Annotated in this window: 18 protein-coding genes and 2 pseudogenes; 8 read left to right on the top strand and 12 right to left on the bottom strand. The window is 60.1% G+C overall.

Annotated features, from left to right (window positions below):
- Nucleotide 1 precedes the first annotated feature (1 nt).
- The 5 genes from AB4O35_RS18775 to gloB form a co-directional block, all read right to left on the bottom strand.
- Nucleotides 2-1,078, bottom strand: a complete 1,077-nt coding sequence (locus tag AB4O35_RS18775) for a microcin C ABC transporter permease YejB (protein WP_049708685.1) — start codon at nucleotides 1,076-1,078, stop codon at nucleotides 2-4.
- The gene (locus tag AB4O35_RS18780) at nucleotides 1,079-2,923 is read right to left on the bottom strand and encodes an extracellular solute-binding protein (RefSeq protein WP_065881667.1); all 1,845 of its coding nucleotides are present in this window, start codon (nucleotides 2,921-2,923) and stop codon (nucleotides 1,079-1,081) included.
- Nucleotides 2,920-4,749, bottom strand: a complete 1,830-nt coding sequence (locus AB4O35_RS18785) for an extracellular solute-binding protein (protein WP_065881666.1) — start codon at nucleotides 4,747-4,749, stop codon at nucleotides 2,920-2,922. The genes AB4O35_RS18780 and AB4O35_RS18785 overlap by 4 nt, the downstream gene beginning before the upstream one ends.
- A gap of 234 nt (nucleotides 4,750-4,983) precedes the next feature.
- Nucleotides 4,984-6,393: a lytic transglycosylase domain-containing protein gene (locus AB4O35_RS18790; RefSeq protein WP_065876130.1), complete on the bottom strand. Its 1,410-nt coding sequence runs from the start codon at nucleotides 6,391-6,393 to the stop codon at nucleotides 4,984-4,986.
- A 98-nt stretch (nucleotides 6,394-6,491) separates the two neighbouring features.
- Nucleotides 6,492-7,259 (bottom strand): hydroxyacylglutathione hydrolase, encoded by a 768-nt coding sequence (gene gloB, locus AB4O35_RS18795; protein ID WP_065881664.1) that lies wholly within the window; start codon nucleotides 7,257-7,259, stop codon nucleotides 6,492-6,494.
- Between the two features lie 65 nt (nucleotides 7,260-7,324).
- Here gloB and AB4O35_RS18800 point away from each other — a divergent pair, with 65 nt between their 5' ends.
- From AB4O35_RS18800 to AB4O35_RS18820, 5 genes and pseudogenes are all read left to right on the top strand, one after another.
- On the top strand, nucleotides 7,325-8,083 hold the full coding sequence (locus tag AB4O35_RS18800) for a class I SAM-dependent methyltransferase (protein ID WP_065881662.1): 759 nt from the start codon (nucleotides 7,325-7,327) through the stop codon (nucleotides 8,081-8,083).
- Nucleotides 8,084-8,113: 30 nt separating this feature from the next.
- Entirely contained in the window at nucleotides 8,114-8,566 is a 453-nt protein-coding gene (gene rnhA, locus AB4O35_RS18805) for a ribonuclease HI (RefSeq protein WP_010210917.1), read from the top strand.
- A gap of 70 nt (nucleotides 8,567-8,636) precedes the next feature.
- Nucleotides 8,637-9,377: a DNA polymerase III subunit epsilon gene (gene dnaQ / locus AB4O35_RS18810; protein ID WP_175403081.1), complete on the top strand. Its 741-nt coding sequence runs from the start codon at nucleotides 8,637-8,639 to the stop codon at nucleotides 9,375-9,377.
- Between the two features lie 204 nt (nucleotides 9,378-9,581).
- Nucleotides 9,582-11,838 (top strand): annotated as a pseudogene (locus AB4O35_RS18815) (Orn/Lys/Arg family decarboxylase).
- An 8-nt stretch (nucleotides 11,839-11,846) separates the two neighbouring features.
- Nucleotides 11,847-12,422 carry a GNAT family N-acetyltransferase gene (locus AB4O35_RS18820; RefSeq protein WP_065876146.1) on the top strand — a complete coding sequence of 192 codons (576 nt, stop codon included), beginning with the start codon at nucleotides 11,847-11,849 and terminating at the stop codon, nucleotides 12,420-12,422.
- Nucleotides 12,423-12,424: 2 nt separating this feature from the next.
- Here the strand turns inward: AB4O35_RS18820 and AB4O35_RS18825 are convergent, their stop codons facing one another.
- The gene (locus AB4O35_RS18825; RefSeq protein ID WP_065876135.1) at nucleotides 12,425-13,318 is read right to left on the bottom strand and encodes a LysR substrate-binding domain-containing protein; all 894 of its coding nucleotides are present in this window, start codon (nucleotides 13,316-13,318) and stop codon (nucleotides 12,425-12,427) included.
- Between the two features lie 109 nt (nucleotides 13,319-13,427).
- Here AB4O35_RS18825 and AB4O35_RS18830 point away from each other — a divergent pair, with 109 nt between their 5' ends.
- On the top strand, nucleotides 13,428-13,772 hold the full coding sequence (locus tag AB4O35_RS18830) for a hypothetical protein (protein ID WP_065876136.1): 345 nt from the start codon (nucleotides 13,428-13,430) through the stop codon (nucleotides 13,770-13,772).
- A gap of 61 nt (nucleotides 13,773-13,833) precedes the next feature.
- Here the strand turns inward: AB4O35_RS18830 and AB4O35_RS18835 are convergent, their stop codons facing one another.
- Complete coding sequence (locus tag AB4O35_RS18835; protein WP_016979714.1) at nucleotides 13,834-14,070, bottom strand: hypothetical protein; 237 nt, start codon at nucleotides 14,068-14,070, stop codon at nucleotides 13,834-13,836.
- A gap of 227 nt (nucleotides 14,071-14,297) precedes the next feature.
- Between AB4O35_RS18835 and AB4O35_RS18840 the strand changes: the two genes are divergently transcribed.
- Nucleotides 14,298-14,855 carry an NADPH-dependent FMN reductase gene (locus tag AB4O35_RS18840; protein ID WP_049708674.1) on the top strand — a complete coding sequence of 186 codons (558 nt, stop codon included), beginning with the start codon at nucleotides 14,298-14,300 and terminating at the stop codon, nucleotides 14,853-14,855.
- Between the two features lie 128 nt (nucleotides 14,856-14,983).
- On the opposite strand, the gene poxB is transcribed toward AB4O35_RS18840, so the two are convergent.
- The 3 genes from poxB to AB4O35_RS18855 form a co-directional block, all read right to left on the bottom strand.
- A complete protein-coding gene (poxB, locus tag AB4O35_RS18845; RefSeq protein WP_065876137.1) occupies nucleotides 14,984-16,708 on the bottom strand; it encodes a ubiquinone-dependent pyruvate dehydrogenase in 1,725 nt (574 codons plus the stop codon).
- 251 nt (nucleotides 16,709-16,959) lie between these two features.
- Nucleotides 16,960-17,454, bottom strand: a complete 495-nt coding sequence (locus AB4O35_RS18850; protein WP_048727764.1) for a DUF934 domain-containing protein — start codon at nucleotides 17,452-17,454, stop codon at nucleotides 16,960-16,962.
- Nucleotides 17,438-19,096, bottom strand: a complete 1,659-nt coding sequence (locus tag AB4O35_RS18855; protein ID WP_065881088.1) for a nitrite/sulfite reductase — start codon at nucleotides 19,094-19,096, stop codon at nucleotides 17,438-17,440. The genes AB4O35_RS18850 and AB4O35_RS18855 overlap by 17 nt, the downstream gene beginning before the upstream one ends.
- A gap of 410 nt (nucleotides 19,097-19,506) precedes the next feature.
- On the opposite strand from AB4O35_RS18855, the gene AB4O35_RS18860 reads away from it, so the two are divergent.
- Nucleotides 19,507-20,568, top strand: coding sequence for an ABC transporter substrate-binding protein (locus AB4O35_RS18860; RefSeq protein ID WP_065876140.1), 1,062 nt, complete (start codon nucleotides 19,507-19,509; stop codon nucleotides 20,566-20,568).
- 3 nt (nucleotides 20,569-20,571) lie between these two features.
- Here the strand turns inward: AB4O35_RS18860 and AB4O35_RS18865 are convergent.
- Together AB4O35_RS18865 and metH are read right to left on the bottom strand one after the other, a co-directional pair.
- Nucleotides 20,572-20,784, bottom strand: a pseudogene (locus AB4O35_RS18865) (DUF2970 domain-containing protein); the annotation flags it as partial.
- A gap of 206 nt (nucleotides 20,785-20,990) precedes the next feature.
- Nucleotides 20,991-24,701 carry a methionine synthase gene (metH, locus tag AB4O35_RS18870; protein ID WP_065946419.1) on the bottom strand — a complete coding sequence of 1,237 codons (3,711 nt, stop codon included), beginning with the start codon at nucleotides 24,699-24,701 and terminating at the stop codon, nucleotides 20,991-20,993.
- Nucleotides 24,702-24,790: the final 89 nt, after the last annotated feature.

The following is a 24,790-nucleotide window of genomic DNA, read 5'->3' on the forward strand; positions in this document are numbered from 1 at the left end:
CTCAATGCTCCCGGCTGGCAAAGTCGATACGCGGATCGACCAGGGTATAGGTGAGGTCGCCGATCAGTTTTACGATCAGCCCCAGCAAGGTGAAGATAAACAGCGTGCCGAACACCACCGGGTAGTCGCGGTTGATCGCCGCTTCAAAGCTCATCAGGCCCAGGCCGTCGAGGGAGAAGATCACCTCCACCAACAGCGAACCGGTAAAGAAAATACCGATAAACGCCGACGGGAAACCGGCGATCACCAGCAACATCGCATTGCGGAATACATGGCCGTAGAGCACGCGGTGGTTGGTCAGGCCCTTGGCTTTGGCGGTGACCACGTACTGCTTGTTGATTTCGTCGAGAAAGCTGTTCTTGGTCAGCAGGGTCATGGTGGCGAAGTTGCCGATCACCAACGCGGTGATCGGCAGCGCCAGGTGCCAGAAGTAATCTAGGATCTTGCCGCCCCAGCTCAGCTCGTCGAAGTTGTTCGACGTAAGTCCGCGCAAGGGGAACCAGTCGAAATAACTGCCCCCGGCAAACACCACGATCAACAGGATCGCAAACAGGAACGCCGGGATTGCGTAGCCAACGATGATTGCCGAACTGGTCCACACGTCGAAATGGCTGCCATGCCGCGTGGCCTTGGCGATCCCCAGGGGGATCGACACCAGGTACATGATCAGCGTGCTCCATAACCCAAGGGAAATCGACACCGGCATCTTTTCCTTGATCAGGTCGATGACCTTGGCGTCACGGAAGAAACTATCGCCAAAATCCAGCGTGGCGTAGTTCTTGACCATGATCCACAAGCGTTCCGGCGCCGATTTGTCGAAGCCGTACATCTTTTCGATTTCCTTGATCAGCGCCGGGTCCAGGCCCTGCGCGCCGCGGTAGCTGCTGGAGCCGGCCACCGAGACCTCGGCGCCGCCACCGGCTATGCGGCTGGTGGCGCCTTCAAAGCCTTCAAGCTTGGCGATCATCTGTTCCACCGGCCCACCGGGAGCGGCCTGGATGATGACGAAGTTGATCAGCAGAATTCCGAACAGCGTGGGGATGATCAGCAACAGGCGACGAAAGATATAGGCCAGCATTTAATCGCCTCCGCTCGCCGAATCGGCGCTCGTGTTTGTGCTTGTGTCTAGGGTGACAGCCGGTTTGACGTCGGGTTTTGCCCACCAGGTGGCGGTGCCGACGTCGTAGCGCGGCGGGACTTTGGGGTGACCCAGATGGTCCCAGTACGCCACGCGGAAGGTCTTGATGTGCCAGTTGGGAATCACGTAGTAGCCGAACTGCAGTACGCGGTCCAGGGCCTTGGCATGGGCCACCAGGCTTTTGCGCGAATCGGCGTCGATCAGCTCTTCCACCAGTTGGTCGACGGCCGGGTCCTTGAGGCCCATGTAGTTACGGCTGCCGGGTTTGTCGGCGCTTGAAGACTTCCAGAATTCCCGTTGTTCGTTACCCGGCGAGGTGGATTGCGGAAAGCTGCCCACCAGCATGTCGAAGTCCCGCGAGCGAATGCGGTTGACGAATTGCGAGACGTCAACCCGGCGGATCACCAGGTCGATGCCCAGGTCGGCCAGGTTGCGCTTGAACGGCAGCAGGATACGTTCGAACTCGGTCTGCGCAAGCAGGAACTCAATGGTCACCGGTTTGCCGGTGGTGTCGACCATCTTGTCATCGACAATGCGCCAGCCGGCTTCCTGCAACAGTTGGTAGGCTTCGCGCTGCTGTGTACGGATCATGCCGCTGCCGTCGGTTTTGGACGGTTCAAACGCCTGGGTGAAAACTTCGGGCGGGATCTTATCGCGCAGGGGCTCGAGGATTTTCAGCTCATCCGGGCCGGGCAGGCCGGTGGCCGCCATCTCCGAGTTTTCAAAGTAGCTGCGGGTGCGCGTGTAGGCGCCGTTGAACAGCTGTTTGTTGCTCCACTCGAAATCCAGCAGCAGGCTGATGGCCTTGCGCACGCGCACGTCCTGAAACATCGGCTTGCGCATGTTGAACACAAAACCTTGCATGCCGGTAGGGTTGCCGTTGGGGATCTCTTCCTTGATCAAACGGCCTTCTTTGACTGCCGGGATGTTGTAGGCGTTGGCCCAGTTCTTCGCGCTGAATTCCAGCCAGTAGTCGAACTGCCCGGCCTTCAAGGCCTCCAGGGACACGGTGCTGTCGCGGTAGTAGTCGGTGATGCGGTTATCGAAGTTGTAGAAACCTTTGGCGACCGGCAGGTCCTTGGCCCAGTAGTCTTTGACCCGCTCGTAGCGGATCATGCGCCCGGCCTTGACCTCGGCCACTTTGTACGGCCCGCTGCCCAGTGGTATCTCGAGGTTGCCCTTGGCAAAGTCGCGGGTCGCCCACCAATGCTTGGGCAATACCGGCAATTGCCCGAGGATCAGCGGCAACTCGCGGTTGTTGGTGCGCTTGAACTTGAACAACACCTTCAGTGGGTCTTCGGCGATCACTTCGTCGACGTCGGCGTAATAGGTGCGGTAGATCGGCGAGCCGTCCTTGATCAACTCCTGAAAGGTAAACACCACGTCTTCGGCGCGGATCGGGTGGCCGTCGTGGAAGCGTGCCTCGGGGCGCAGGTAGAAACGCACCCAGCTGTTGTCCGGGGCTTTTTCGATCTTGCCGGCGACCAGTCCATATTCGGTGATCGGCTCATCCAGGCTTTGCATGGCCAGGGTGTCGTAGATCAGGCCCAGGTTGTCGGCCGGCACGCCCTTGCTGATGTAGGGGTTGAGGCTATCGAAACCGCCCATGGCCGACTCGCGGAACGTGCCGCCCTTGGGCGCTTGCGGGTTGACGTAGTCGAAGTGCTTGAAGTCGGCCGGGTACTTCGGCGGTTCGTTGTAAAGCGTCAGTGCATGTTGCGGAGCGGCATGGGCGGCGGTGCACAGCAGCAGGCTGCCGAGCAGTGCGTTGCGCAAATACATCATTGGGCTTTCTCCGAAGCTTTCAGCCACCATGCGCTCAGGCCCAGGGTATAGGGCGGCGTGGTGACAAAGGCGAACCGGTTGCGGTAGGCCAGGCGATGATAGTTGAGGTACCAATTGGGAATGCTGTAGTGCTGCCACAGCAACACGCGGTCCAGGGCACGGCCGGCGGCCAGTTGCTCTTCGCGGGTCTGCGCCGCCAGCAGTTGTTCCAGCAAGTGATCGACAATGGGGTTGTTGATGCCGGCGTAATTCTTGCTGCCCTTGATCGCGGCCTGGCTGGAGTGGAAGTACTGCCACTGCTCAAGGCCCGGGCTCAGGGTCTGGTTGAGGGTGATCAGGATCATGTCGAAGTCGAATTGATCCAGGCGCTGCTTGTACTGGGCGCGGTCGACGGTGCGCAGGCGCGCGTCGATGCCAATGCTGATCAGGTTCTCGACATAGGGCTGCAGGATGCGCTCAAGGTTCGGGTTGACCAGCAGGATTTCGAAGCGCAGCGGTTGCCCATCCTTGTTCAGCAGGCGCTGACCCGATAGCTTCCAGCCGGCTTCACCGAGCAGGGTGAGCGCATGGCGCATCGTCTCGCGGGGGATGCCGCGACCATCGGTCTGCGGCAGGCTGAACGGCTGGGTAAGCAGGCTGGCCGGCAACTGCTCGCGGTACGGTGAGAGCATCAGCCACTCACGGCCGGTTGGAACACCGGTAGCGGCGAATTCGCTGTTGGGGTAGTAGCTCAAGGTGCGTTTATAGGCATTGCTGAAGAGGGTGCGGTTGGTCCATTCAAAGTCGAACATCAGCCCCAGTGCTTCGCGCACCTTGGTCTGGCTGAAGGTTGGCCGACGGGTGTTCATGAACAGGCCCTGGCTCTGGGTCGGGATCTGGTGGGCAATCTGCGCTTTGATCACATCGCCACGGTTCACCGCCGGGAAGTTGTAGCCATTGGCCCAGTTCTTGGCCTGGTGTTCGATATAGATATCGAATTCGCCGGCCTTGAAGGCTTCGAAGGCCACATCGCTGTCGCGATAGAACTCCACTTCGACCCTGTCATAGTTATAGAAGCCCTGATTGACCGGCAGGTCTTTGCCCCAGTAATCCTTGACCCGTTCGAACACCAGTTGCCGGCCTGGGCTGACTTTGCTGATGCGGTATGGCCCGCTGCCCAACGGCGGTTCGAAGGTGGTGGCCTTGAAATCGCGATTTTTCCAGTAGTGCTGGGGCAATACCGGCAACTCGCCCAGGCGCAGGATCAGCAGCGGGTTGCCGGCGCGCTTGAACACAAAGCGGATGCGGTGACGATTGAGGATGTCCACCCGCGCCACTTCCTGCAGGTTGGTGCGGTATTGCGGGTGGCCTTCGGTGAGCAGGGTGCGATAGGAAAACGCCACATCATAGGCGGTGATCGGCTTGCCATCGTGGAAGCGTGCTTCCGGGCGCAGGTTGAACACCACCCAACTGCGGTCCTCGCTGTACTCCACCGACTGGGCGATCAGCCCGTAGCTGGAGGTGGGTTCGTCGCCGGAGGGCGCGTACTGGCCGGTACCGACCATCAACGGCTCGTTCAGCTCATTTATGCCGTATTGCAGGAAATTGGGGGTGGAAACCGGGCTGGAGCCCTTGAAGGTATAGGGGTTGAGCGTATCGAAGGTGCCAAAGGCCATTACCCGCAATGTCCCGCCTTTCGGCGCTGCAGGGTTTACCCAGTCGAAGTGGGTGAATTTGGCCGGGTACTTGAGCCTGCCGAACTGCGTATACCCGTGGCTCTCGGTAATCGTCGCGTTCGCACCAAAGCTCAAGGCCAGACTTATTAGTAGAAGGAGGGGACGCTTCAAGTCAGAGATCCGATCCAGGCGGCTTGGGCTTTATGATCGGTACAGTAACAGCTTGTTCCGGTTGGAAAAAGGCCGTTGGGAAGACCCTTTGAGGGCTGGCGCGGTATTGAATGGTGTGAAGATCAAATGTGGGAGCTGGCTCGCCTGCGATAGCATCACCTGGGTGTCATTGATACACCGCGGTGTCTGCATCGCAGGCAAGCCAGCTCCCACACAAGCCAGCTCTCATGCGGCTTATCTTGGTCCGGAAACCACCAGCATCTGCCCCGGCTTGAGCGCCTGGCCAGTGCGTGGGTTCCAACGCTTGAGATGTTGCATCTCGACGTTGAAGCGCTTGGCGACGATATACAGCGAGTCGCCTTTCTTGACCTTGTATTGCACCGGCTTCTTGCTACTGGCTACCGCGCGGCGGGTGTCCTGCATCACCAGGGTCTGGCCGACCTTGAGGGCCTGGCCATTGAGCTGGTTCCAACGTTGCAGGTCATGCACGTCGACCTTGTTGGCCTTGGCAATCAGCGTCAGATTGTCACCCGTACGCACCTTGTAGCTGCGGGTACGCCCGGCAACCCGTGCGGTCTCAACTTCGTCGAACACCTGCTTTTTCGGACGCATCGCCAGTAATTCTTCCGGCTTCATCGTCGAAAGGGTGCTGGTGAGCAGTTGCGCCTTGGAACTTGGCACCAGCAGATGCTGCGGGCCGTCCAGGGTGGTGCGCTGTTTCAGGGCCGGGTTGAGCTGGAACAATTCGTCTTCGTCGATCTCGGCCAGCGCGGCAACCCGTGACAGGTCCATGCTTTGCTTGACTTCAACCACTTCGAAGTACGGTGTGTTGGCAATCGGGTTCAGGTTGACGCCGTAGGCTTCCGGCGCCAGCACTACCTGGGACAGCGCCAGGAACTTGGGCACGTAGTCCTTGGTTTCCTGGGGCAGCGGCAAGTTCCAGTAGTCGGTCGGCAGGCCGAGCTTCTCGTTGCGCTCGATCGCCCGGCTCACCGTACCTTCGCCGGCGTTATAGGCAGCCAGGGCCAGCAACCAGTCACCGTTGAACATGTCGTGAAGGCGGGTCAGGTAGTCCAGGGCGGCGGTGGTGGAAGCAGTGATATCGCGGCGGCCGTCGTAGGCGCGGGTCTGGCGCAGGTTGAAGTAGCGCCCGGTGGAGGGAATGAACTGCCACAGGCCGACCGCATCGCTGCGCGAGTAGGCCATTGGGTTATAGGCACTTTCAATCACTGGCAGCAGCGCCAGCTCCAGGGGCATGTTGCGTTCTTCAAGGCGTTCGACGATGTAATGAATGTAGAGGCTGCCGCGTTCGCCGGCGTTTTCCAGGAAGGAGGGGTTGCTGGCGAACCACAGGCGCTGTTGCTCGATGCGCGGGTTGACGCCTACGCCGTCCTGCAATTGAAAGCCGCGTCGCATGCGTTCCCAGACGTCTTGTGGGACTTCGGGAGCAGGCTTCTCTGAAAGCCAGATGACGGGTTTCTGTTTGATCTTGGCGGTAAGGTTTGGCTTGGGTTGCACGGTGGATTGTGCGGTGAAATTGTTTGATTGGCAGCCCGCCAGCGTGGCGGACACAGCCACCGCCACAGCTTGAGCCAGGCGGGTCAATGCGTCTGAATGGTTGGATTTACGAATAGATGACGACATTGGCTGGAAGTAAGTTCCGGGCAAAAATGTCGGGCGATTCTAGAAAGCGCTTTGGTTCCGGTCAACCATTCAGAAATTACGTATCAGATTGCTTCCTGTTAGAACTTATCTTTCCAGGCCCTCAAGCTAGCAAACACCTCGGCCCCAGAGCGGTTGTCGCGCCCATTCCGTTCGTCCGCTTTTTGTTTAACGGATGTTTCAGAGGTGCGCAGAAAGGGGTTGGTGCGCCTTTCCAGGGCCAGGTTGGAAGGCAACGTGATCTCGCCGCGGGCCCGCAGTTGAAGGACGTTTTCCACGCGTTCGGCGATATCGGCGTTGTGGGGTTCCACCGCCTGGGCAAACTTGAGGTTACTTTGTGTGTATTCGTGGGTGCAGTACACCAAGGTATCGGCAGGCAGCGCGGCCAGACGTTCGAGAGAGGTATACATCTGTTCCGGCGTGCCTTCGAACAGGCGCCCGCAACCGGCGGCGAACAGGGTGTCGCCACAAAACAGCACGCCTAGGTGATAAAAGGCGATATGGCCCAGCGTATGGCCAGGCACTGTATAAATGTCGAAGTCCCAGCCGAGCACCGTGATGCGGTCATTGTCGTTCAACGCTACGTCCCGCGCCGGGATCATCTCGTTGGCCGGGCCGTAGACCTTGGCGTCGGTAGCACCTTTGAGCTGTTCGACACCGCCGACATGATCATGGTGATGATGGGTAATCAGGATGTCGCTGAGGGCCCAGCCAGGGTTTTGCTCGAGCCAGGCCAGTACGGGCGCGGCGTCGCCGGGGTCGACCACGGCGCAGCGCTGGGTGCGGGGGTCTTGTAACAACCAGATGTAGTTATCGGTGAAGGCGGGCAGGGCAGTGATCTGTATCATTCTTCGATTCGCCAAGCTGAACACATTGGTGCATCTTAGAACGTCTAGGCGAGTTGGAGAATGCAATGACTGATAAAGCGTTCGCCCAGGCCGATCCTGAGTGGCTGGCCCTGATCAGCGCAGCCCGTGAATGGCTGTCCGGACCCATCGGGCAATTTCTGCTGGACGAAGAACGGCGCATGCTCGAAGACGAGTTGGGCCGGTTCTTTGGTGGCTACCTGGTGCATTACGGACCATCAGCCGATACGCCACCCACCGCGCCCCAGGTGCAACGCAATGTACGCCTGGGCGCACCGCTGCCGGGGGTGGAGATTGTGTGCGAGGAACAGGCCTGGCCGTTGAGCGAGCACGCCGCCGACGTGGTGGTGTTGCAGCATGGCCTGGATTTCTGCCTGTCACCCCACGGTTTGTTGCGCGAAGCAGCGAGCAGTGTGCGCCCCGGTGGCCATTTGCTGATTGTGGGCATCAACCCCTGGAGCAGTTGGGGCCTGCGCCATGTGTTTGCCCATGACGGCCTGCGCCAGGCGCGCTGCATCTCGCCGCAACGGGTGGGGGACTGGCTGAACCTGCTGGGCTTCGCGCTGGAGAAACGCCGCTTCGGGTGCTATCGTCCGCCGCTTGCTTCGACCAAGTGGCAAGGCCGCCTGGCTGGCTGGGAGCGCCGCGCAGGTGCCTGGCAGCTGTCGGGCGGCGGCTTCTATTTATTGGTCGCACGCAAGATCGTGGTCGGGCTGCGGCCGGTGCGTCAGGTACGTCGCGAGCCTATCGGCAAGCTGGTGCCGATGCCGCTGGCCAAGGTTAGCCGTGAGCAAAGCGATACGTAACTTCTTTTTTGAATTCAGACCGAGCAACCGATGACCGATAGCGTAGAACTCTTCACCGATGGCGCCTGCAAGGGCAACCCGGGCCCTGGCGGCTGGGGCGCACTGCTGGTGTGCAAGGGCGTGGAGAAGGAATTGTGGGGCGGTGAACCCAACACCACCAACAACCGCATGGAGCTGATGGGCGCCATTCGTGGCCTGGAAGAACTCAAGCGCCGCTGCAACGTGCTGCTGGTGACCGACTCGCAGTACGTGATGAAGGGCATCAACGAGTGGATGGTCAACTGGAAGAAGCGTGGTTGGAAGACCGCGGCCAAGGAACCGGTTAAAAATGCTGACCTGTGGCAACTGCTCGATGAGCAATGCAATCGCCACGACATCACCTGGAAGTGGGTGCGTGGTCACATTGGCCACCCTGGCAACGAACGTGCCGACCAACTGGCCAACCGTGGCGTGGACGAAGTGCGCGGCTACAAGCAGAGCTGATGCCGGCTCACGTGTTAACATCGCGCCCTTTGATTCACACCACACCGTTGAGAGCTGAACCCTGATGGCCATCCGATCTGTTGTACTCGATACCGAAACCACCGGCATGCCGGTGACTGACGGCCACCGGATCATTGAAATCGGCTGTGTCGAACTGATGGGCCGCCGCCTCACCGGGCGTCACTTCCACGTCTACCTGCAACCGGACCGGGACAGTGACGAAGGCGCGATCGGCGTCCACGGCATCACTGACGAATTCCTCAAGGGCAAGCCGCGCTTTGCCGAAGTCGCCGATGAGTTTTTCGATTTCATCAATGGCGCCCAGCTGATCATCCATAACGCAGCGTTCGACGTCGGCTTCATCAATAACGAGTTTGCCCTGATGGGGCAGACGGATCGCGCCGACATCTCCAAGCACTGCTCGATCCTCGACACCCTGATGATGGCCCGTGAGCGTCACCCGGGCCAACGCAACAGCCTCGATGCCTTGTGCAAACGTTATGGCGTCGATAACTCCGGCCGTGAACTCCACGGCGCCTTGCTCGACTCCGAGATCCTCGCCGACGTTTACCTGACCATGACCGGCGGGCAGACCAGCCTGTCCCTGGCCGGCAATGCGTCCGATGGCAATGGTTCGGCGGAAGGTTCGGGCAACCGCCCTTCGGAAATCCGCCGCTTGCCGGCGGATCGCAAGCCGACCCCGATTATCCGCGCCAGTGAGCAAGACCTGGCCGAGCATGCGGCGCGGTTGGAGGCGATTGCCAAGTCAGCGGGTGCGCCGGCATTGTGGACCCAGTTGACCCAGCAATAACCCTGGCAGAATACGGTCAAAACTGTGGGAGCGGGCTTGCTCGCGAATGCGGTGGTTCAGTCGACTCATTCGGAGACTGACACATCGCATTCGCGAGCAAGCCCGCTCCCACATTTGTTTCTCATTGCTTTCAAAATCTTCATTCGCATCATCGCCCCCTAGCTTCTACCCTTGAGTGCATAGCCCTCAGGACTCCACGCCCTCATGTACAAAGACCTGAAGTTCCCCATCCTCATCGTGCACCGCGACATCAAGGCCGACACCGTCGCCGGTGACCGGGTCCGAGGTATCGCCCGGGAGTTGGAACAAGAGGGCTTCAGTATCTTTTCCGCCGTGGACTACGCCGAAGGCCGGCTGGTGGCTTCTACCCATCATGGCTTGGCCTGCATGCTGATCGCCGCCGAAGGTGCTGGCGAGAACACCCACCTGCTGCAAAACATGGTCGAACTGATCCGCCTGGCGCGGTTACGGGCGCCGAACCTGCCGATCTTTGCCTTGGGCGAGCAAGTCACCCTGGAAAACGCGCCGGCCGACGCCATGAGCGAACTCAACCAACTGCGCGGCATTCTCTACCTGTTCGAAGACACCGTGCCGTTCCTTGCCCGGCAAGTCGCCCGCGCGGCCCGCACTTACCTGGATGGCCTGTTGCCGCCGTTCTTCAAAGCGTTGGTGCAACACACCGCCGACTCCAACTATTCCTGGCACACCCCCGGCCATGGCGGTGGCGTGGCCTATCGAAAAAGTCCGGTGGGGCAGGCGTTTCATCAGTTTTTTGGGGAAAATACCCTGCGCTCGGACCTGTCCGTCTCGGTGCCGGAACTGGGCTCGCTGCTGGATCACACCGGCCCGCTGGCCGAAGCCGAAGCCCGCGCGGCACGCAATTTTGGCGCCGACCACACCTTCTTCGTGATCAACGGCACGTCCACCGCCAACAAAATCGTCTGGCATTCCATGGTCGGCCGCGATGACTTGGTGCTGGTAGACCGCAACTGCCACAAGTCGGTGTTGCACTCGATCATCATGACCGGCGCGATCCCGTTGTACCTGTGCCCGGAGCGCAACGAACTGGGGATCATCGGGCCGATTCCCCTGAGCGAATTCAGCCCCGAGTCGATCCGCGCCAAGATCGACGCCAGCCCGCTGACCCGTGGCCGAGCGCCGAAGGTCAAGCTTGCGGTGGTCACCAATTCCACCTACGACGGCCTGTGTTACAACGCCGAGCTGATCAAGCAGCAATTGGGCAACAGCGTCGAGGTGCTGCACTTTGACGAAGCCTGGTATGCCTATGCGGCGTTTCACGAGTTCTTTGCCGGGCGCTACGGCATGGGTACGTCGCGCACGCCGGACAGTCCGTTGGTGTTCACCACTCACTCCACCCACAAACTGCTGGCAGCCTTCAGCCAGGCCTCGATGATCCACGTGCAGGACGGCGGTGCGCGCCAGCTGGACCGTGATCGTTTCAACGAAGCGTTCATGATGCATATCTCAACCTCGCCGCAATACAGCATTATCGCTTCGTTGGACGTGGCTTCAGCGATGATGGAAGGCCCGGCCGGGCGCTCGCTGTTACAGGAAATGTTCGATGAAGCCTTGAGTTTCCGCCGTGCCCTGGCCAACCTGCGCCAACACATTGCCGCCGAGGACTGGTGGTTTTCCATCTGGCAGCCGCCGTCGGTGGCGGGTATCGATCGGGTGGGTGACCGCCGATTGGCTGTTGCATCCTCAGGACGATTGGCATGGCTTTGGTGATGTGGCCGAGGACTACGTGCTGCTGGACCCGATAAAAGTGACACTGGTGATGCCCGGCCTGACCGCCGGCGGCGCTCTGAGCGACTGCGGGATTCCTGCTGCGGTGGTCAGCAAATTCCTGTGGGAGCGTGGCCTGGTAGTGGAAAAAACCGGGTTGTATTCCTTCCTCGTGCTGTTCTCCATGGGTATTACCAAAGGCAAATGGAGTACCCTGCTCACCGAATTGCTGGAGTTCAAGCGCAGTTACGACGCCAATGTCAGCCTGGCCAATTGTTTGCCATCGGTCTTTGCACAAGGGCCGGCGCGCTATCAGGGCCTGGGTTTGCGCGACCTGTGCGATCAATTGCACAGCTGTTATCGCAGCAATGCCACCGCCAAACACCTCAAGCGCATGTACACGGTGTTACCGGAAATTGCGATGAAACCGGCCGACGCCTACGACCAATTGGTAAGAGGTGAAGTCGAAGCGGTATCGATTGACGCCTTGCCAGGGCGCATCGCAGCAGTAATGCTGGTGCCGTATCCACCTGGCATTCCATTGATTATGCCGGGCGAGCGGTTTACCGATTCTACGCGCTCGATCATCGACTACCTGGCCTTTGCCCGGACGTTCGATAGCAGTTTTCCCGGTTTTGTCGCCGATGTTCATGGGTTACAACACGAAGATGACGGCAGTGGTCGTTGTTACACCGTCGATTGCATCAAGGGTTAAGAATGTTTATGCAAGCTGTAATGAACCCGAAGTATCCGGGGCTCAGTGTACGGGTCGCTGACGAAGGTTTTGATGCCTACGTGTGGGGCAATGACTTCAGCTTTGAGGTCAGCGCCTATGGGCAGCCGCAGATGGGCGCGCGGGTCGATCAATGGCCCGTGGAGCGCATCGTGCCGTACCGCAAGTGCTATGGCATTGATCCGGAGGAGTTCGCCAGTTTTCGCGATGCGCCCGACAGCGCGATCTTCATGGCCTACCTGGACGACCGCCCGGTCGGGCATATCGTGGTCAGTACCAATTGGAACGGCTATGCCCATGTCGATGAACTGGCGGTGGTCTTGCCCGCACGGCGTCATGGGGTGGCCAAGGCATTGCTGGATGTGGCGCAGTTCTGGAGCCGCAAGAAAAACCTGCCCGGCATGATGCTGGAAACCCAGAACAACAACCTCGGCGCCTGCCGTTTGTATGAACGTTGTGGCTACGTAATGGGGGGCATTGACCACCTGCGCTATCGCGGCATCGATCCGCAAACCCGCGAAGTGGCGATCTTCTGGTATCGGTTATTCAAAAGCGAAGTCAAATAGGCTTAGCCCACCAACAGGCCTTCAGCCTTCTGCGTCACGATCTCCAGCAGTGCATTCAGCGCCGGGGAAGTCACGCCATCCTTGAGGGTCAGCGCATACAGGTTGACCATGATCGGCGGCGACACCGGGCACGCATCCAGCCCGGCTTCACGCGCGCCAAACGCGGTGAACGGGTCAACCACCGCCAAGCCTTCTCCCGCTTCCACCATGCTGCGCATCATTTGATAGGTCTGCACGCGCGTCTGCACCACCGGCAGCGGGCGCAACGCTTGCAGCTTGGCGTCCAGCTGGCGGCTGAGCGGGTCCTGGCCCTCCAGGCCAATCATCGATTGCCCCGCCAGGTCCTGCAGCGCGATGTACTTTTGCTTGGGTTTGAGCCAGCCATGGGGCGCGAGCAATTGCAGCTTGCCCTGGGCCAGTACGGTGCTGTGGATCTGTGGGTGTTCCGGGTCATGCAGGCTTAAACCGACGTCAGCCTCGTGCAGCAGCAGGCTCCTGACGATCTCCCGTGTCGGCTGGCTCGACAGGTTGCACGGTGTGTCCTGGAAGCGTCGGCGCAGCACCGCAATACTGTGCGGCAACAGTTGGTTGGCCAGGGGCGGCGTGCACAGGGCGCGGAGGGTCGGGGCGTGATGGTGTTTCAAGCGACTGGCCAGGCGTTGCACCGGCTCCAGCGCCTCGTACACATGGGCGATTTCCGCCTGCAGCTCCAGGGTTTCCCGCGTCGCCTGCAATCGCCCACGGACGCTGGCGAACAGCATAAAGCCCAATTGCGCCTCGGCTTCCTTGAGCGCCGCGTCCACGTCGCCCACGGGGAGTTGCAACCACTCGGCGGCCAAGCCTGGGTGTCCGGTCTGCAAGATGGCCTGAATCACTTCGATATGACGTAAACGCATCGCCGGAGTCTATGTGCAGCGCGCCGCGTATTCAATAGAATGGCTACACTGATCATCAATGACCACAGCCGGCTACCGGCATTAACAACAAAAACAGGTCTGGTCTCAAATGCCTCTACCCTCGATATTCCTCGGGGTAACGGCCAAGCAACTGCTGGTTCTGGTGACCGTAGGGTGCGTGGCTGCTTATCTCTTCAATACCCAAAGCGAAACCACGCCGGAAAACCTGGCACTTGAAACGTTTATCCGTTCCCAGGAACAGGTGGCCGAACAGGTGGGGGCAGTCCTTGGCATTGAGTTGGTCAGGCAGGTGGACGCGCATCCCGGTTACAACTCGGCGGGCTACCAGCGTTCGATGTTTGCGGTGGAAGGCGAGCGTGGGCGGGTAGTGGTGACGTTGAAAAAGGTCGAGGGGGAGCAGGGCATTGAAGTCACGGAGATCCGCCGCCCGTGATCACCCCAGCCCAGTCAATGCCATCAATGGCCAGGACTGAGCAGGTGGATAGGGCGAGATCTTATGAAGCGAGGGTGGTTTGCGATTCGCGCACGAGAATGGTGCCCGACTGAATCAACTTGAATTCGTCGCCTTCCAGTTTCTCTACACGGTCGCCAATGGCCAGCTTGTAGGTGGTGGTAGGTGCCGAGCCAGCCAGGTCGCCTTGCGCCGGGTTGGATTCCTGGAACTCATGCACCGAATACACGCGTCCTTCTGCGTCTCTGGCATGAAACTGTCCGACTAGTACTGCTGCCATCTGTTTAGAACCTCTGGAGATAAACACTCGATTTGCGGTTCTGTAGACCGTTATGGAGCGGGGTAGTTTACTTACGGAATAAAAATACTATTCGCTGATCTTTTTGGACGCTTCCTACACGTTGTAGGGCGATGCAAACGTCCGGAGGAGGAGCAAAACCTTCTGGTGAACATGCCGCGAAGACTTTATAACTACAAGTTCCTTTAGTCAGACGTCGAGAAACCCCAATGAGCAAGGTCTACACGGTAGCCGTCCTGGTTGGCAGCTTGAGAAAAGACTCGATTAACCGCAAGGTTGCCCTGGCATTGGCCGAACTGGCCCCTGCCAACCTGAAGTTGAACATCGTGGAAATTGGCGATTTGCCGCTCTACAACGAAGACATCGACGGCGCTGCACCGCCCGCAGCCTACAGCACTTTCCGCCAACAGGTGAGCTCATCCGACGCGGTGCTGTTTGTGACCCCGGAATACAACCGCTCCGTGCCCGCTCCGTTGAAGAATGCCATCGACGTGGGTTCTCGGCCGTACGGGCAGAGTGCCTGGAGCGGCAAGCCGGGTGCGATCATCAGCGTGTCGCCGGGGGCCATTGGTGGCTTTGGCGCCAATCATCATCTGCGCCAGTCCCTGGTGTTCCTGGATGTGTGGTGCATGCAGCAGCCGGAGGCCTACTTGGGTGGCGCTGGCAGTGTGTTTGATGAGGCGGGCAAAGTGTCGGAGAAGACCAAGCCGTTTTTGCAGGCGTTCATTGATGCCTACGGCAAGTGGGTGGAAAAACAGAAGGGCTGAGAACGCTGAAGATCCAATGTGGGAGCCGGGCTTGCCCGCGATAGCGTCAGCGCGATGCAGCAGTCAGATCGCGGTGATGCTATCGCAGGCAAGCCAGCTCCCACATTCGGACTGTGCCGACCTTTTGATCAGCGTAGCCAGTTAGTCCGCGCCAGTTCAATCACTTCATCACCGCGCCCGCTCATCACCGCCTTGAGCATATACAGGCTGAACCCCTTGGCCTGTTCCAGCTTGATCGTCGGTGGCATCACCAACTCCTGCGTCGCCGTGACCACATCCACCAACACCGGGCCGTCATGGGCCAGGGCGCGGCGCAACGCCGGTTCGAGGTCTTCGGATTGCTCCACGCGAATGCCTAGAATGCCCATCGCGTTGGACATAGCGGCAAAGTCCGGGTTTTTCAGTTCGGTGCCGGCATCCAGGTAACCCGCCGCCTTCATTTCCATGGCGACAAAGCCCAGGGACGAGTTATCGAACACGATGACTTTGACCGGCAGATTCAACTGCGCCAACGAGATGAAGTCGCCCATCAGCATGGCGAAACCGCCGTCACCGGACATTGAAATCACCTGGCGACCCGGGAAGGCTGCCTGCGCACCAATGGCCTGGGGCATGGCATTCGCCATCGAACCGTGGTTGAACGAACCGATCAGGCGGCGTTTGCCGTTCATCTTCAAATAGCGTGCCGCCCAGACAGTTGGCGAGCCGACGTCGGCAGTGAAGATCGCATCATCATCAGCCAGCTCGCTGAGCAGGCGCGCCACGTACTGCGGGTGGATTGGTCGATTGGCTTTCGACGGTTGAGCAAGATCGTCCAGCCCTTGGCGGGCCTTTTCATAGTGCTTCAAGGACGTTTCGAGAAAGCTGCGATCGGTCTTGCGTGTCAGGCGCGGTAGCAACGCGCCAATGGTTTCACTGACGTCAGCGGCGATGCCCAAGTCCAGCGTGGCACGACGGCCCAGCGCCTGCGGGTTGCGGTCAACCTGGATGATCTTCGCGTCAGTCGGGTAGAACTGACGGTACGGAAAGTCGGTGCCGAGCATGATCAAGGTGTCGCAGTCGAGCATCGCGTGGTAACCGGAGCTGAAGCCGATCAGGCCGGTCATGCCCACGTCGAACGGATTGTCCCACTCCACGTGCTCCTTGCCGCGCAGCGCATGCACCACGGGGGCGCCGAGTGCGTCGGCCAGGGCGACCACTTGGTCATGTGCGCCGGCACAGCCGCTGCCGCAGAGCAGGGTGGTTTTATGGCTGCTTTCAAGGATTTCGGTAAGGCGTTGCAGGTCCTGTTCAGCCGGCAACGTGCGTGGCGCGTGCAGAGCGGGCCAGGGTTTGAGCGTGTCTTCCACTTCCAGCAGCGAAACGTCGCCCGGAATCACTACCACCGCGACGCCGCGATTGAGGATCGCCGAGCGCATGGCACGGTGCAGCACGTGGGGCATTTGCTCGGGGTTGGTTACCAGCTCGATAAAGTGGCTGCACTCCTTGAACAGTTCCTGAGGATGGGTTTCCTGGAAGTAGTTAAGGCCGATCTCCGAAGACGGAATCTGCGCGGCAATCGCCAGTACCGGCACATGGTTGCGATGGCAGTCAAACAGGCCATTGATCAAGTGCAGGTTGCCCGGCCCGCAGCTGCCGGCGCAGACCGTCAGCTCACCCGTGGCCGCGGCTTCGGCACCGGCGGCGAACGCGGCTACTTCTTCGTGGCGCACGTGCATCCACTCGATGCTGTCCATGCTGCGCAGGGCGTCGGTGAGGCCGTTGAGGCTGTCGCCGGTCAGGCCCCAGATGCGCTTGATGCCCGCCTGTTCAAGGGTGGTCGCCAATTGCTGGGCCAGGTTGATTTTCGCCATGAAGAACTCAATCGTCAGTGAGGTTAAAAACTGCTGATCAATAGGGGACAGTTCGATCACGGCGAATGCTCCGCCTTTAATGTGAAGATTGCGTCAGAGAGGGACTTCACCGCCGATCCCCTGTGGGAGCCGTCGAGCTTCAGCGAGGCCGCGATAGCGGTGGGGCAGGCGGCGAGGATTCGTTGATGAACCTCATCGCCAGTGCCCATAAAAAAGCCCTGGCATGCCAGGGCTTCTTCTTTCGCTAAGACTCAGCGACGACGAAACAACGGCAACGGTTCATCCGTTGCTGCCTGGTACGTCACGGAGAAGTCCTTGAGGCTTTCCAGCGCTTCGTACGGGTCTTTGTCGGCGCGCAGGGCGAAGGCATCGAACCCGCAGCGACGCAGGTAGAACAGTTGGTCGCGCAGTACGTCGCCAATGGCGCGCAACTCGCCCTTGTAACCGTAACGGTCACGCAACAGGCGCGCGTTGGAGTAGTTGCGACCGTCGGTGAAGGCCGGGAAGTTCAGGGCGATGACTTGGAAGTGTTCCACGTCGTCGCCGATCTCTTCGGCTTCTTCATCGGCGTCCAGCCACACACCCAGGCCGCCGTCGCGGGCCTTGAGGGCGTGGCCGTGTTCGCGCCACAGCGCCAACGGCACGATCAGGTCGTCGCAATTGGAGATGCCGTCGAAGCTCGCGTCCTTGGGCAGCAGGTGCCAAGTTTCGTCGAGGACCTCGTTGTTCTTAATGATTCGCTGCATAGACGCGCTCCTTGAACAGGTCAATGCCGATGCGCTGGTAGGTGTCGATGAAACGCTCATCTTCGGTGCGCTGTTCGATGTACACATCGATCAGTTTGCCGATCACCTCGGGCATGGCTTCCTGGGCGAAAGACGGGCCTAGGATCTTGCCCAGGCTCGCATCGCGGCTGGCGCTGCCACCCAGGGACACTTGGTAGAATTCTTCGCCTTTCTTGTCCACGCCCAGGATGCCGATGTGGCCGACGTGGTGGTGACCACAGGCGTTCATGCAACCGGAGATGTTCAGGTCCAGCTCGCCGATGTCGAACAGGTAGTCCAGGTCGTCGAAACGACGTTGGATCGATTCGGCGATCGGGATCGACTTGGCGTTGGCCAGGGAGCAGAAATCGCCACCCGGGCAGCAGATGATGTCGGTCAGCAGGCCGATGTTCGGCGTGGCGAAACCACCTTCGCGCAGCTCGCCCCACAGGGTGAACAATTGGCGCTGCTCAACGTCCGCGAGAATGATGTTCTGCTCGTGGGAGGTTCGCAGTTGGCCAAAGCTGTAGCGCTCGGCCAGGTCGGCGACGGCGTCCAGCTGCTTGTCGGTGATATCGCCCGGTGCAACGCCGGTAGGTTTCAGCGACAGGGTCACCGCGACATAACCCGGCTTCTTGTGCGCCAGGGTGTTGCGGGTACGCCAACGGGCGAAACCTGGGTGCTGCTGGTCGAGTGCCGCGAGCTCGGCGTCCTGATGCGTCAGGGCCTTGTACTCGGGATCAACGAAGTGTTTGGCTACGCGGTGCACTTCGGCTTCGGTCAGGGTGGTCTGGCCGCCGCGAAGGTGTTCCATCTCGGCGTCGACTTTCTGGGCAAACACCTCAGGGGTCAGCGCCTTGACCAGGATCTTAATCCGGGCCTTGTATTTGTTGTCACGACGGCCATAGCGGTTGTAGACCCGCAGGATGGCGTCGAGGTAGCTCAACAGGTCCTGCCACGGCAGGAACTCGTTGATAAACGCGCCGACCACCGGGGTCCGGCCAAGGCCACCACCCACCAGTACGCGGAAGCCCAGCTCACCGGCCGCGTTGTGCACCGGCTCCAGGCCGATATCGTGCACTTCGATGGCCGCGCGGTCCGAAGTCGAGCCGTTGAGGGCGATCTTGAACTTGCGCGGCAAGTAGGCGAATTCAGGGTGGAAAGTGGTCCACTGACGGATGATTTCGCACCAGGGGCGTGGGTCGATCAGTTCATCGGCTGCAACGCCGGCGAATTGGTCGGTGGTCACGTTACGCAGGCAGTTACCGCTGGTCTGAATCGCGTGCATCTGCACGGTCGCCAATTCAGCCAGGATGTCCGGCACATCTTCCAGCGCCGGCCAGTTGAACTGGACGTTCTGGCGGGTACTGATGTGGGCGTAGCCTTTGTCGAAGTCGCGGGCAATCTTGGCCATCATGCGCGTCTGGCGCGACGTCAGTTGGCCATAGGGCACGGCCACCCGCAGCATCGGCGCAAAGCGCTGCACATAGAGGCCATTTTGCAGGCGCAGAGGGCGGAACTCTTCTTCGCTCAGTTCACCTGCTAAGTAGCGTCGGGTCTGATCACGGAACTGCTTGACGCGGTCCTCGATGATGCGCTGATCGTATTCGTCGTATACGTACATATAGGTCCTGTTCTCGGCAAATCTGCGCGCACGGCCGCGCACTCCCAACGGAGCCGGCGCACGATACCAGTTTGCGTTTATGCGCAAAAGTGATGTTTGAGTATATGCAAATAACCAGATCGCCTAATGAGGGCCATTATCGAGATACCCACATTTGTCATGCGGGCAATCATCAACTTTACTGTGAGCGTGTTTGACTGCAATCACCTATAAAACCGACAAGAGGCGATGCGATGAGCAATCCTACAAAAGCCCGTAAACCCGACAGTACCGTTGATGCCTGGGCCATTCTGTTTTTGATCATCCTGGTGGTGGGAACTGCCGTGTTCTGGGTGAGCCACCAGTAAACGGCCTCGATTGACTGTCGCATTGACACTATCATGGCGGTCAATGTTCTAGGTTTGATAACCATGTTGAAGGTGCTGATTGCGTGTGTCTGGTGGCTGGGATCGGCGTATGGGGCAACGGCCCATGCCACGTCGGTTGTGTTTCTTAACCCGGGCATGTCGACGGAAACCTTCTGGGTCAGCTACACGCAATTCATGCAGGCCGGTGCCAAGGACCTCGGCCTGCATTTACGCGTGCGCTATTCCGAGCGCGATACCCAAAACACGCTGATCCAGGCCCGCGAGGCGCTGCAAGGCAACGAGCGGCCGGATTACCTGGTGCTGGTGAATGAACAATACGTTGCCCCGCAGATTCTGCGCATGGCCCAGGGCAGTGGGGTCAAGCTGCTGATGGTGAATAACGCGCTGACTGCCGACCAGGTGCAAATGCTCGGCCACGACGTCGATTGGCTCGGCAGCATCGTTCCCGACAACGAGCAGGCCGGTTACCTGATGCTCATTGATCTACTGCGCCTGCACGGCCCTGTCGCACCAGGCGAGAGCATTGAGTTGTTGGCCTTCTCCGGCGTCAAGAACACCCCGGCCGCGCAGCTGCGTGAACAGGGCCTGCATCGCGCCTTGGCCGAGCACCCCGAGGTGCGGCTGCGCCAGTTGGTCTATGGCGAATGGAGCCGTAAGCGCGCGTTCGAGCAAGCCACGCAACTGTTCAAGCGCTACCCGAAGACCGCGCTGGTGTGGTCGGCCAACGATGAGATGGCACTGGGTGCCATGCAGGCGCTGCAGGGCCGCGGGCAAATGCCGGGCAAGCACGTGTTGTTCAGTGCGGCCAACAACTCGCCGGAGATCTTGCAGGCGCGGTTGGACGGCCGACTGAGTACGCTGGTGGCCGGGCATTTCACCCTGGGCGGGTGGGCGATGGTGTTGATTCATGATGATGCCAAGGGCGTGAATATCGGTGCATACGGTGGGCGCGACCGCCAGGAGGCGTTATTCCAGCTGATTGATGCCGCCCAAGCGCAGCGCTTATTGGGGCCCACAGCGCGAGTTGATTTCCGCGCACTGTCTGCCGTCGGCAAGCCGGTGCCCTACCGTTACCCCTTCAGCCTGCAACTGCTGCTGCGCTAGACCCCCGGTCAGGAGCAGCACCAGCTTGACGATGCCGAACAACGCTAAGGCAAACACCGCTGTGAACAGAATGCCCAGCACCACAAAGTGGCTGGGCTTGCCGTGGGTAAAGTCGCGGGCGCGGTTCTTGCCACTCTGCACGCCAAAGGCGGCCGCCATGACGCTGTGCAGCATCTGCCAGAAAGTAGGGGGCTTGTTGTTGACTGGATCGTCCATAAATCCCTCGACACAAGGTGTGTGAGGGACAGCATAGCTGACGATGTTTAGATCTGTAGTGAGCGGGCTTGCCCCGCGCTGGGTGGCGAAGCCGCCCCAATCCAGCCATCTCGTTTTACCTGAAAGAACGCGGTGGCTATGTTGGGGCGGCTTCGCCACCCAGCGCGGGGCAAGCCTGCTCACTACAGAACCTGGGGGGCGGTCAATCAGTTGTCGTAACCCAGGTTCGGCGCCAGCCAGCGTTCAGTCACAGCAAGCTCCTGGCCTTTGCGTGCGGTGTAGCTCGTCACCTGGTCCTTGTCGACCTTACCCACGGCAAAGTACTGCGCCTGCGGATGGGCGAAGTACCAGCCGCTGACGGCTGCCGCCGGAAACATCGCGTAGTGCTCGGTGAGGAATACGCCGCTGCGGCCGGCCTGCATTTCGCGGGCCTCGGGATCGAGCAGTTGGAACAGTTGGGCTTTCTCGGTGTGATCCGGGCACGCGGGGTAGCCCGGGGCAGGGCGGATGCCGCTGTATTGCTCCTTGATCAGCGCTTCGTTATCCAGTTGCTCGTCCCTGGCGTAACCCCAGTAGTCCTTACGGACTTGTTGGTGCAGCCACTCGGCGCAGGCTTCGGCCAGGCGGTCGGCCAGGGCCTTGACCATGATTGAGTTGTAGTCGTCGCCAGCGTCCTGGTAGGCCTTGGCGACTTCTTCGGCACCGATGCCGGCGGTGGTGATGAAACCACCGATGTAGTCGGTTACACCGCTGTCTTTTGGCGCCACGAAGTCGGCTAGGGAGAAGTTCGGCTTGCCGTCGGTCTTGATGATCTGTTGACGCAGGTGATGCAGTTGGGCAATCGGCTGGCCGTCGTCGCCGTAGACTTCCAGGTCATCATCCTGCACCTGGTTGGTCGGCCAGAAGCCGAATACCGCGCGGGCGCTGATGAGCTTTTCGTCGATCAGCTTGGCGAGCATTTCCTGGGCGTCGGCGTACAACGCGGTGGCCGCTTCACCCACGACTTCATCGGTAAGGATGCGTGGGAATTTGCCGGCCAAGTCCCAGGAGATAAAGAACGGGGTCCAATCGATGTACTCGGCCAGCACCTTGAGGTCGATATTGTCCAGCACCCTGGAGCCGGTGAACGTCGGTTTGGCCGGGGTGTAGTTGCTCCAGTCGAACTGTGGCTTCTTGGCGATGGCCGCCGGGTAGCTCAGGCGTTCGGTCCGCGCGCTGCGGTTCGAGGTGCGCTCACGCACGTCGATGTATTCCAGGCGGGTTTTCTCGACGAAACCGGCCTTGAGTTCCTTGGACAGCAATTGCGTGGCCACGCCCACGGCGCGCGAGGCGTCGGTCACGTAGATCACCGCGTCGTTGCTGTACTTGGGCTCGATTTTCACCGCCGTGTGCGCCTTGGAGGTGGTGGCGCCACCGATCATCAGCGGCAGGTGGAAGTCCTGGCGCTGCATCTCACGGGCGACATGCACCATCTCGTCCAGGGACGGCGTGATCAGGCCTGACAGCCCGATGATGTCGCATTTCTGCTCCTTGGCCACCTGCAGGATCTTCTCCGCCGGCACCATCACGCCGAGGTCGACGATGTCATAGCCGTTGCACCCCAGCACCACGCCGACGATGTTCTTGCCGATGTCGTGCACGTCGCCTTTCACGGTGGCCATCAGGATCTTGCCCTTGGCTTCCGGCTTGTCGCCTTTTTCCAGTTCAATGAACGGAATCAAGTGGGCCACGGCCTGCTTCATCACACGGGCGGATTTCACCACCTGGGGCAGGAACATTTTGCCGGCGCCGAACAGGTCGCCGACGATGTTCATGCCGGACATCAACGGGCCTTCGATCACTTCGATCGGGCGCGCGAATGACTGCCGGGATTCCTCGGTGTCGTCGACGATGTGGGTGGTGATGCCCTTGACCAGCGCATGTTCCAGACGTTTGTTGACCGGCCAGCCGCGCCATTCTTCGGTCTCGGCTTCCTTGACGCTGCCGTCGCCTTTGTACTTGTCGGCGATGGCGAGGAGCGCGTCGGTACCTTCCGGGGTGCGGTTGAGCACCACGTCTTCCACGGCGTCACGCAGCTCGGCCGGGATCTGGTCGTAGATCTCCAACTGGCCGGCGTTGACGATACCCATGGTCAGGCCGTTGCGGATCGCGTACAGCAGGAACACCGAGTGGATCGCCTCACGCACCGGGTTGTTGCCACGGAACGAGAACGACACGTTGGACACGCCGCCGGAGGTCAGCGCATACGGCAGCTCGTCACGGATATAGGCACAGGCGTTGATAAAGTCGACGGCGTAGTTGTTGTGCTCTTCGATACCGGTGGCGACCGCGAAGATGTTCGGGTCGAAGATGATGTCTTCCGGCGGGAAGCCGACTTCATTCACCAGGATGTCGTAGGAGCGTTTGCAGATCTCTTTCTTGCGCGCTTCGGTGTCGGCCTGGCCGGCTTCGTCGAACGCCATCACCACCACGGCGGCGCCATAGCGCTTGCACAGCTTGGCGTGGTGAATGAACTGCTCGACGCCTTCCTTCATGCTGATGGAGTTGACGATGCCCTTGCCCTGGATGCACTTCAGGCCGGCCTCGATCACTTCCCACTTGGAGGAGTCGATCATGATCGGCACGCGAGAGATGTCCGGCTCGCCGGCAATCAGATTGAGGAAGGTCACCATGGCCTTCTTCGAATCGAGCATGCCTTCGTCCATGTTGATGTCGATCACCTGGGCGCCGGCTTCCACCTGCTGCAGGGCGACTTCCAGTGCTTCGGTGTAGTTGTCTTCACGGATCAGGCGGGCGAAACGTGCGGAACCGGTGATGTTGGTGCGCTCGCCGACGTTGACGAACAACGAGCTGCGATCAATCGTGAACGGCTCCAGGCCCGACAGGCGGCAGGCCTTGGGGATGTCCGGGATCTGGCGCGGCGCATAACCTGCCACGGCTTTGGCAATCGCTTCGATGTGGCCGGGTGTGGTGCCGCAGCAGCCGCCGACAATGTTGAGGAAGCCGCTTTGGGCGAACTCTTCGATGACCTTGGCGGTTTCCGACGGCAGTTCGTCGTACTCACCGAATTCGTTGGGCAGGCCGGCGTTGGGGTGCGCGGACACATGGGTGCTGGCTTTGTTCGACAACTCTTCCAGATACGGGCGCAGTTCGCTGGCGCCCAGGGCGCAGTTGAGGCCCACGGAAATCGGCTTGGCGTGGCTGACGGAGTTCCAGAACGCTTCAGTGGTCTGGCCCGACAGGGTGCGGCCGGAGGCGTCGGTGATGGTGCCGGAGATCATGATCGGCAGTTCGATATTCAGCTCTTCAAACACACCCTGCACGGCGAAGATCGCCGCCTTGGCATTGAGGGTGTCGAAGATGGTCTCGATCAGGATCAGGTCGGCGCCGCCCTCGATCAGGCCTTTGGTGGCTTCGGTGTAGTTTTCCACCAGTTCATCAAAGGTCACGTTGCGGTAGCCGGGGTTGTTCACGTCGGGCGACAGCGAGCACGTACGGCTGGTCGGGCCGAGCACGCCAGCCACGAAACGCGGCTTGGCCGGGGTTTCCAGGGTCTTGGCATCAGCGACCTTGCGCGCCAGGCGTGCGCCTTCTACGTTGAGCTCGTAGGCCAGTTCTTCCATGCCGTAATCGGCCATGGAAACGCGGGTGGCATTGAAGGTGTTGGTTTCGAGGATGTCGGCACCGGCATCCAGGTAGGCTTTTTCAATACCGCCGATCACGTCCGGACGGGTGATCACCAGCAAATCGTTGTTTCCCTTGACGTCACTTGGCCAGTCCGCGAAGCGTTTGCCACGGTAGTCCTGTTCTTCCAGCTTGTAGCTCTGGATCATCGTGCCCATACCGCCATCGAGGATCAGGATACGTTCCTTGAGGGCTTGGTGAAGGGATTGCAGACGAGCGCTACGATCGGACATGGGACTACTCTGGTCAGGCATTTCGGAGGGCGTGAATCATAGCAAACCTGTGCCGATTTGGAGCATGCACGGGTTTTACATGAATATCG

Source organism: Pseudomonas sp. H1_A03 (assembly GCF_054685145.1).

Bases quoted from the DNA above. Each gene is read 5' to 3' on its own strand.
- AB4O35_RS18850 (WP_048727764.1), bottom strand. From the start codon at position 17,454: ATGCAGCGAATCATTAAGAACAACGAGGTCCTCGACGAAACTTGGCAC.
- AB4O35_RS18800 (WP_065881662.1), top strand. From the start codon at position 7,325: ATGACTGATAAAGCGTTCGCCCAGGCCGATCCTGAGTGGCTGGCCCTG.
- AB4O35_RS18835 (WP_016979714.1), bottom strand. From the start codon at position 14,070: ATGGCAGCAGTACTAGTCGGACAGTTTCATGCCAGAGACGCAGAAGGA.
- poxB (WP_065876137.1), bottom strand. From the start codon at position 16,708: ATGGCGAAAATCAACCTGGCCCAGCAATTGGCGACCACCCTTGAACAG.
- AB4O35_RS18840 (WP_049708674.1), top strand. From the start codon at position 14,298: ATGAGCAAGGTCTACACGGTAGCCGTCCTGGTTGGCAGCTTGAGAAAA.
- AB4O35_RS18790 (WP_065876130.1), bottom strand. From the start codon at position 6,393: ATGTCGTCATCTATTCGTAAATCCAACCATTCAGACGCATTGACCCGC.
- metH (WP_065946419.1), bottom strand. From the start codon at position 24,701: ATGTCCGATCGTAGCGCTCGTCTGCAATCCCTTCACCAAGCCCTCAAG.
- gloB (WP_065881664.1), bottom strand. From the start codon at position 7,259: ATGATACAGATCACTGCCCTGCCCGCCTTCACCGATAACTACATCTGG.
- AB4O35_RS18820 (WP_065876146.1), top strand. From the start codon at position 11,847: ATGCAAGCTGTAATGAACCCGAAGTATCCGGGGCTCAGTGTACGGGTC.
- AB4O35_RS18775 (WP_049708685.1), bottom strand. From the start codon at position 1,078: ATGCTGGCCTATATCTTTCGTCGCCTGTTGCTGATCATCCCCACGCTG.
- AB4O35_RS18825 (WP_065876135.1), bottom strand. From the start codon at position 13,318: ATGCGTTTACGTCATATCGAAGTGATTCAGGCCATCTTGCAGACCGGA.
- rnhA (WP_010210917.1), top strand. From the start codon at position 8,114: ATGACCGATAGCGTAGAACTCTTCACCGATGGCGCCTGCAAGGGCAAC.
- AB4O35_RS18860 (WP_065876140.1), top strand. From the start codon at position 19,507: ATGTTGAAGGTGCTGATTGCGTGTGTCTGGTGGCTGGGATCGGCGTAT.
- AB4O35_RS18830 (WP_065876136.1), top strand. From the start codon at position 13,428: ATGCCTCTACCCTCGATATTCCTCGGGGTAACGGCCAAGCAACTGCTG.
- AB4O35_RS18855 (WP_065881088.1), bottom strand. From the start codon at position 19,096: ATGTACGTATACGACGAATACGATCAGCGCATCATCGAGGACCGCGTC.
- AB4O35_RS18780 (WP_065881667.1), bottom strand. From the start codon at position 2,923: ATGATGTATTTGCGCAACGCACTGCTCGGCAGCCTGCTGCTGTGCACC.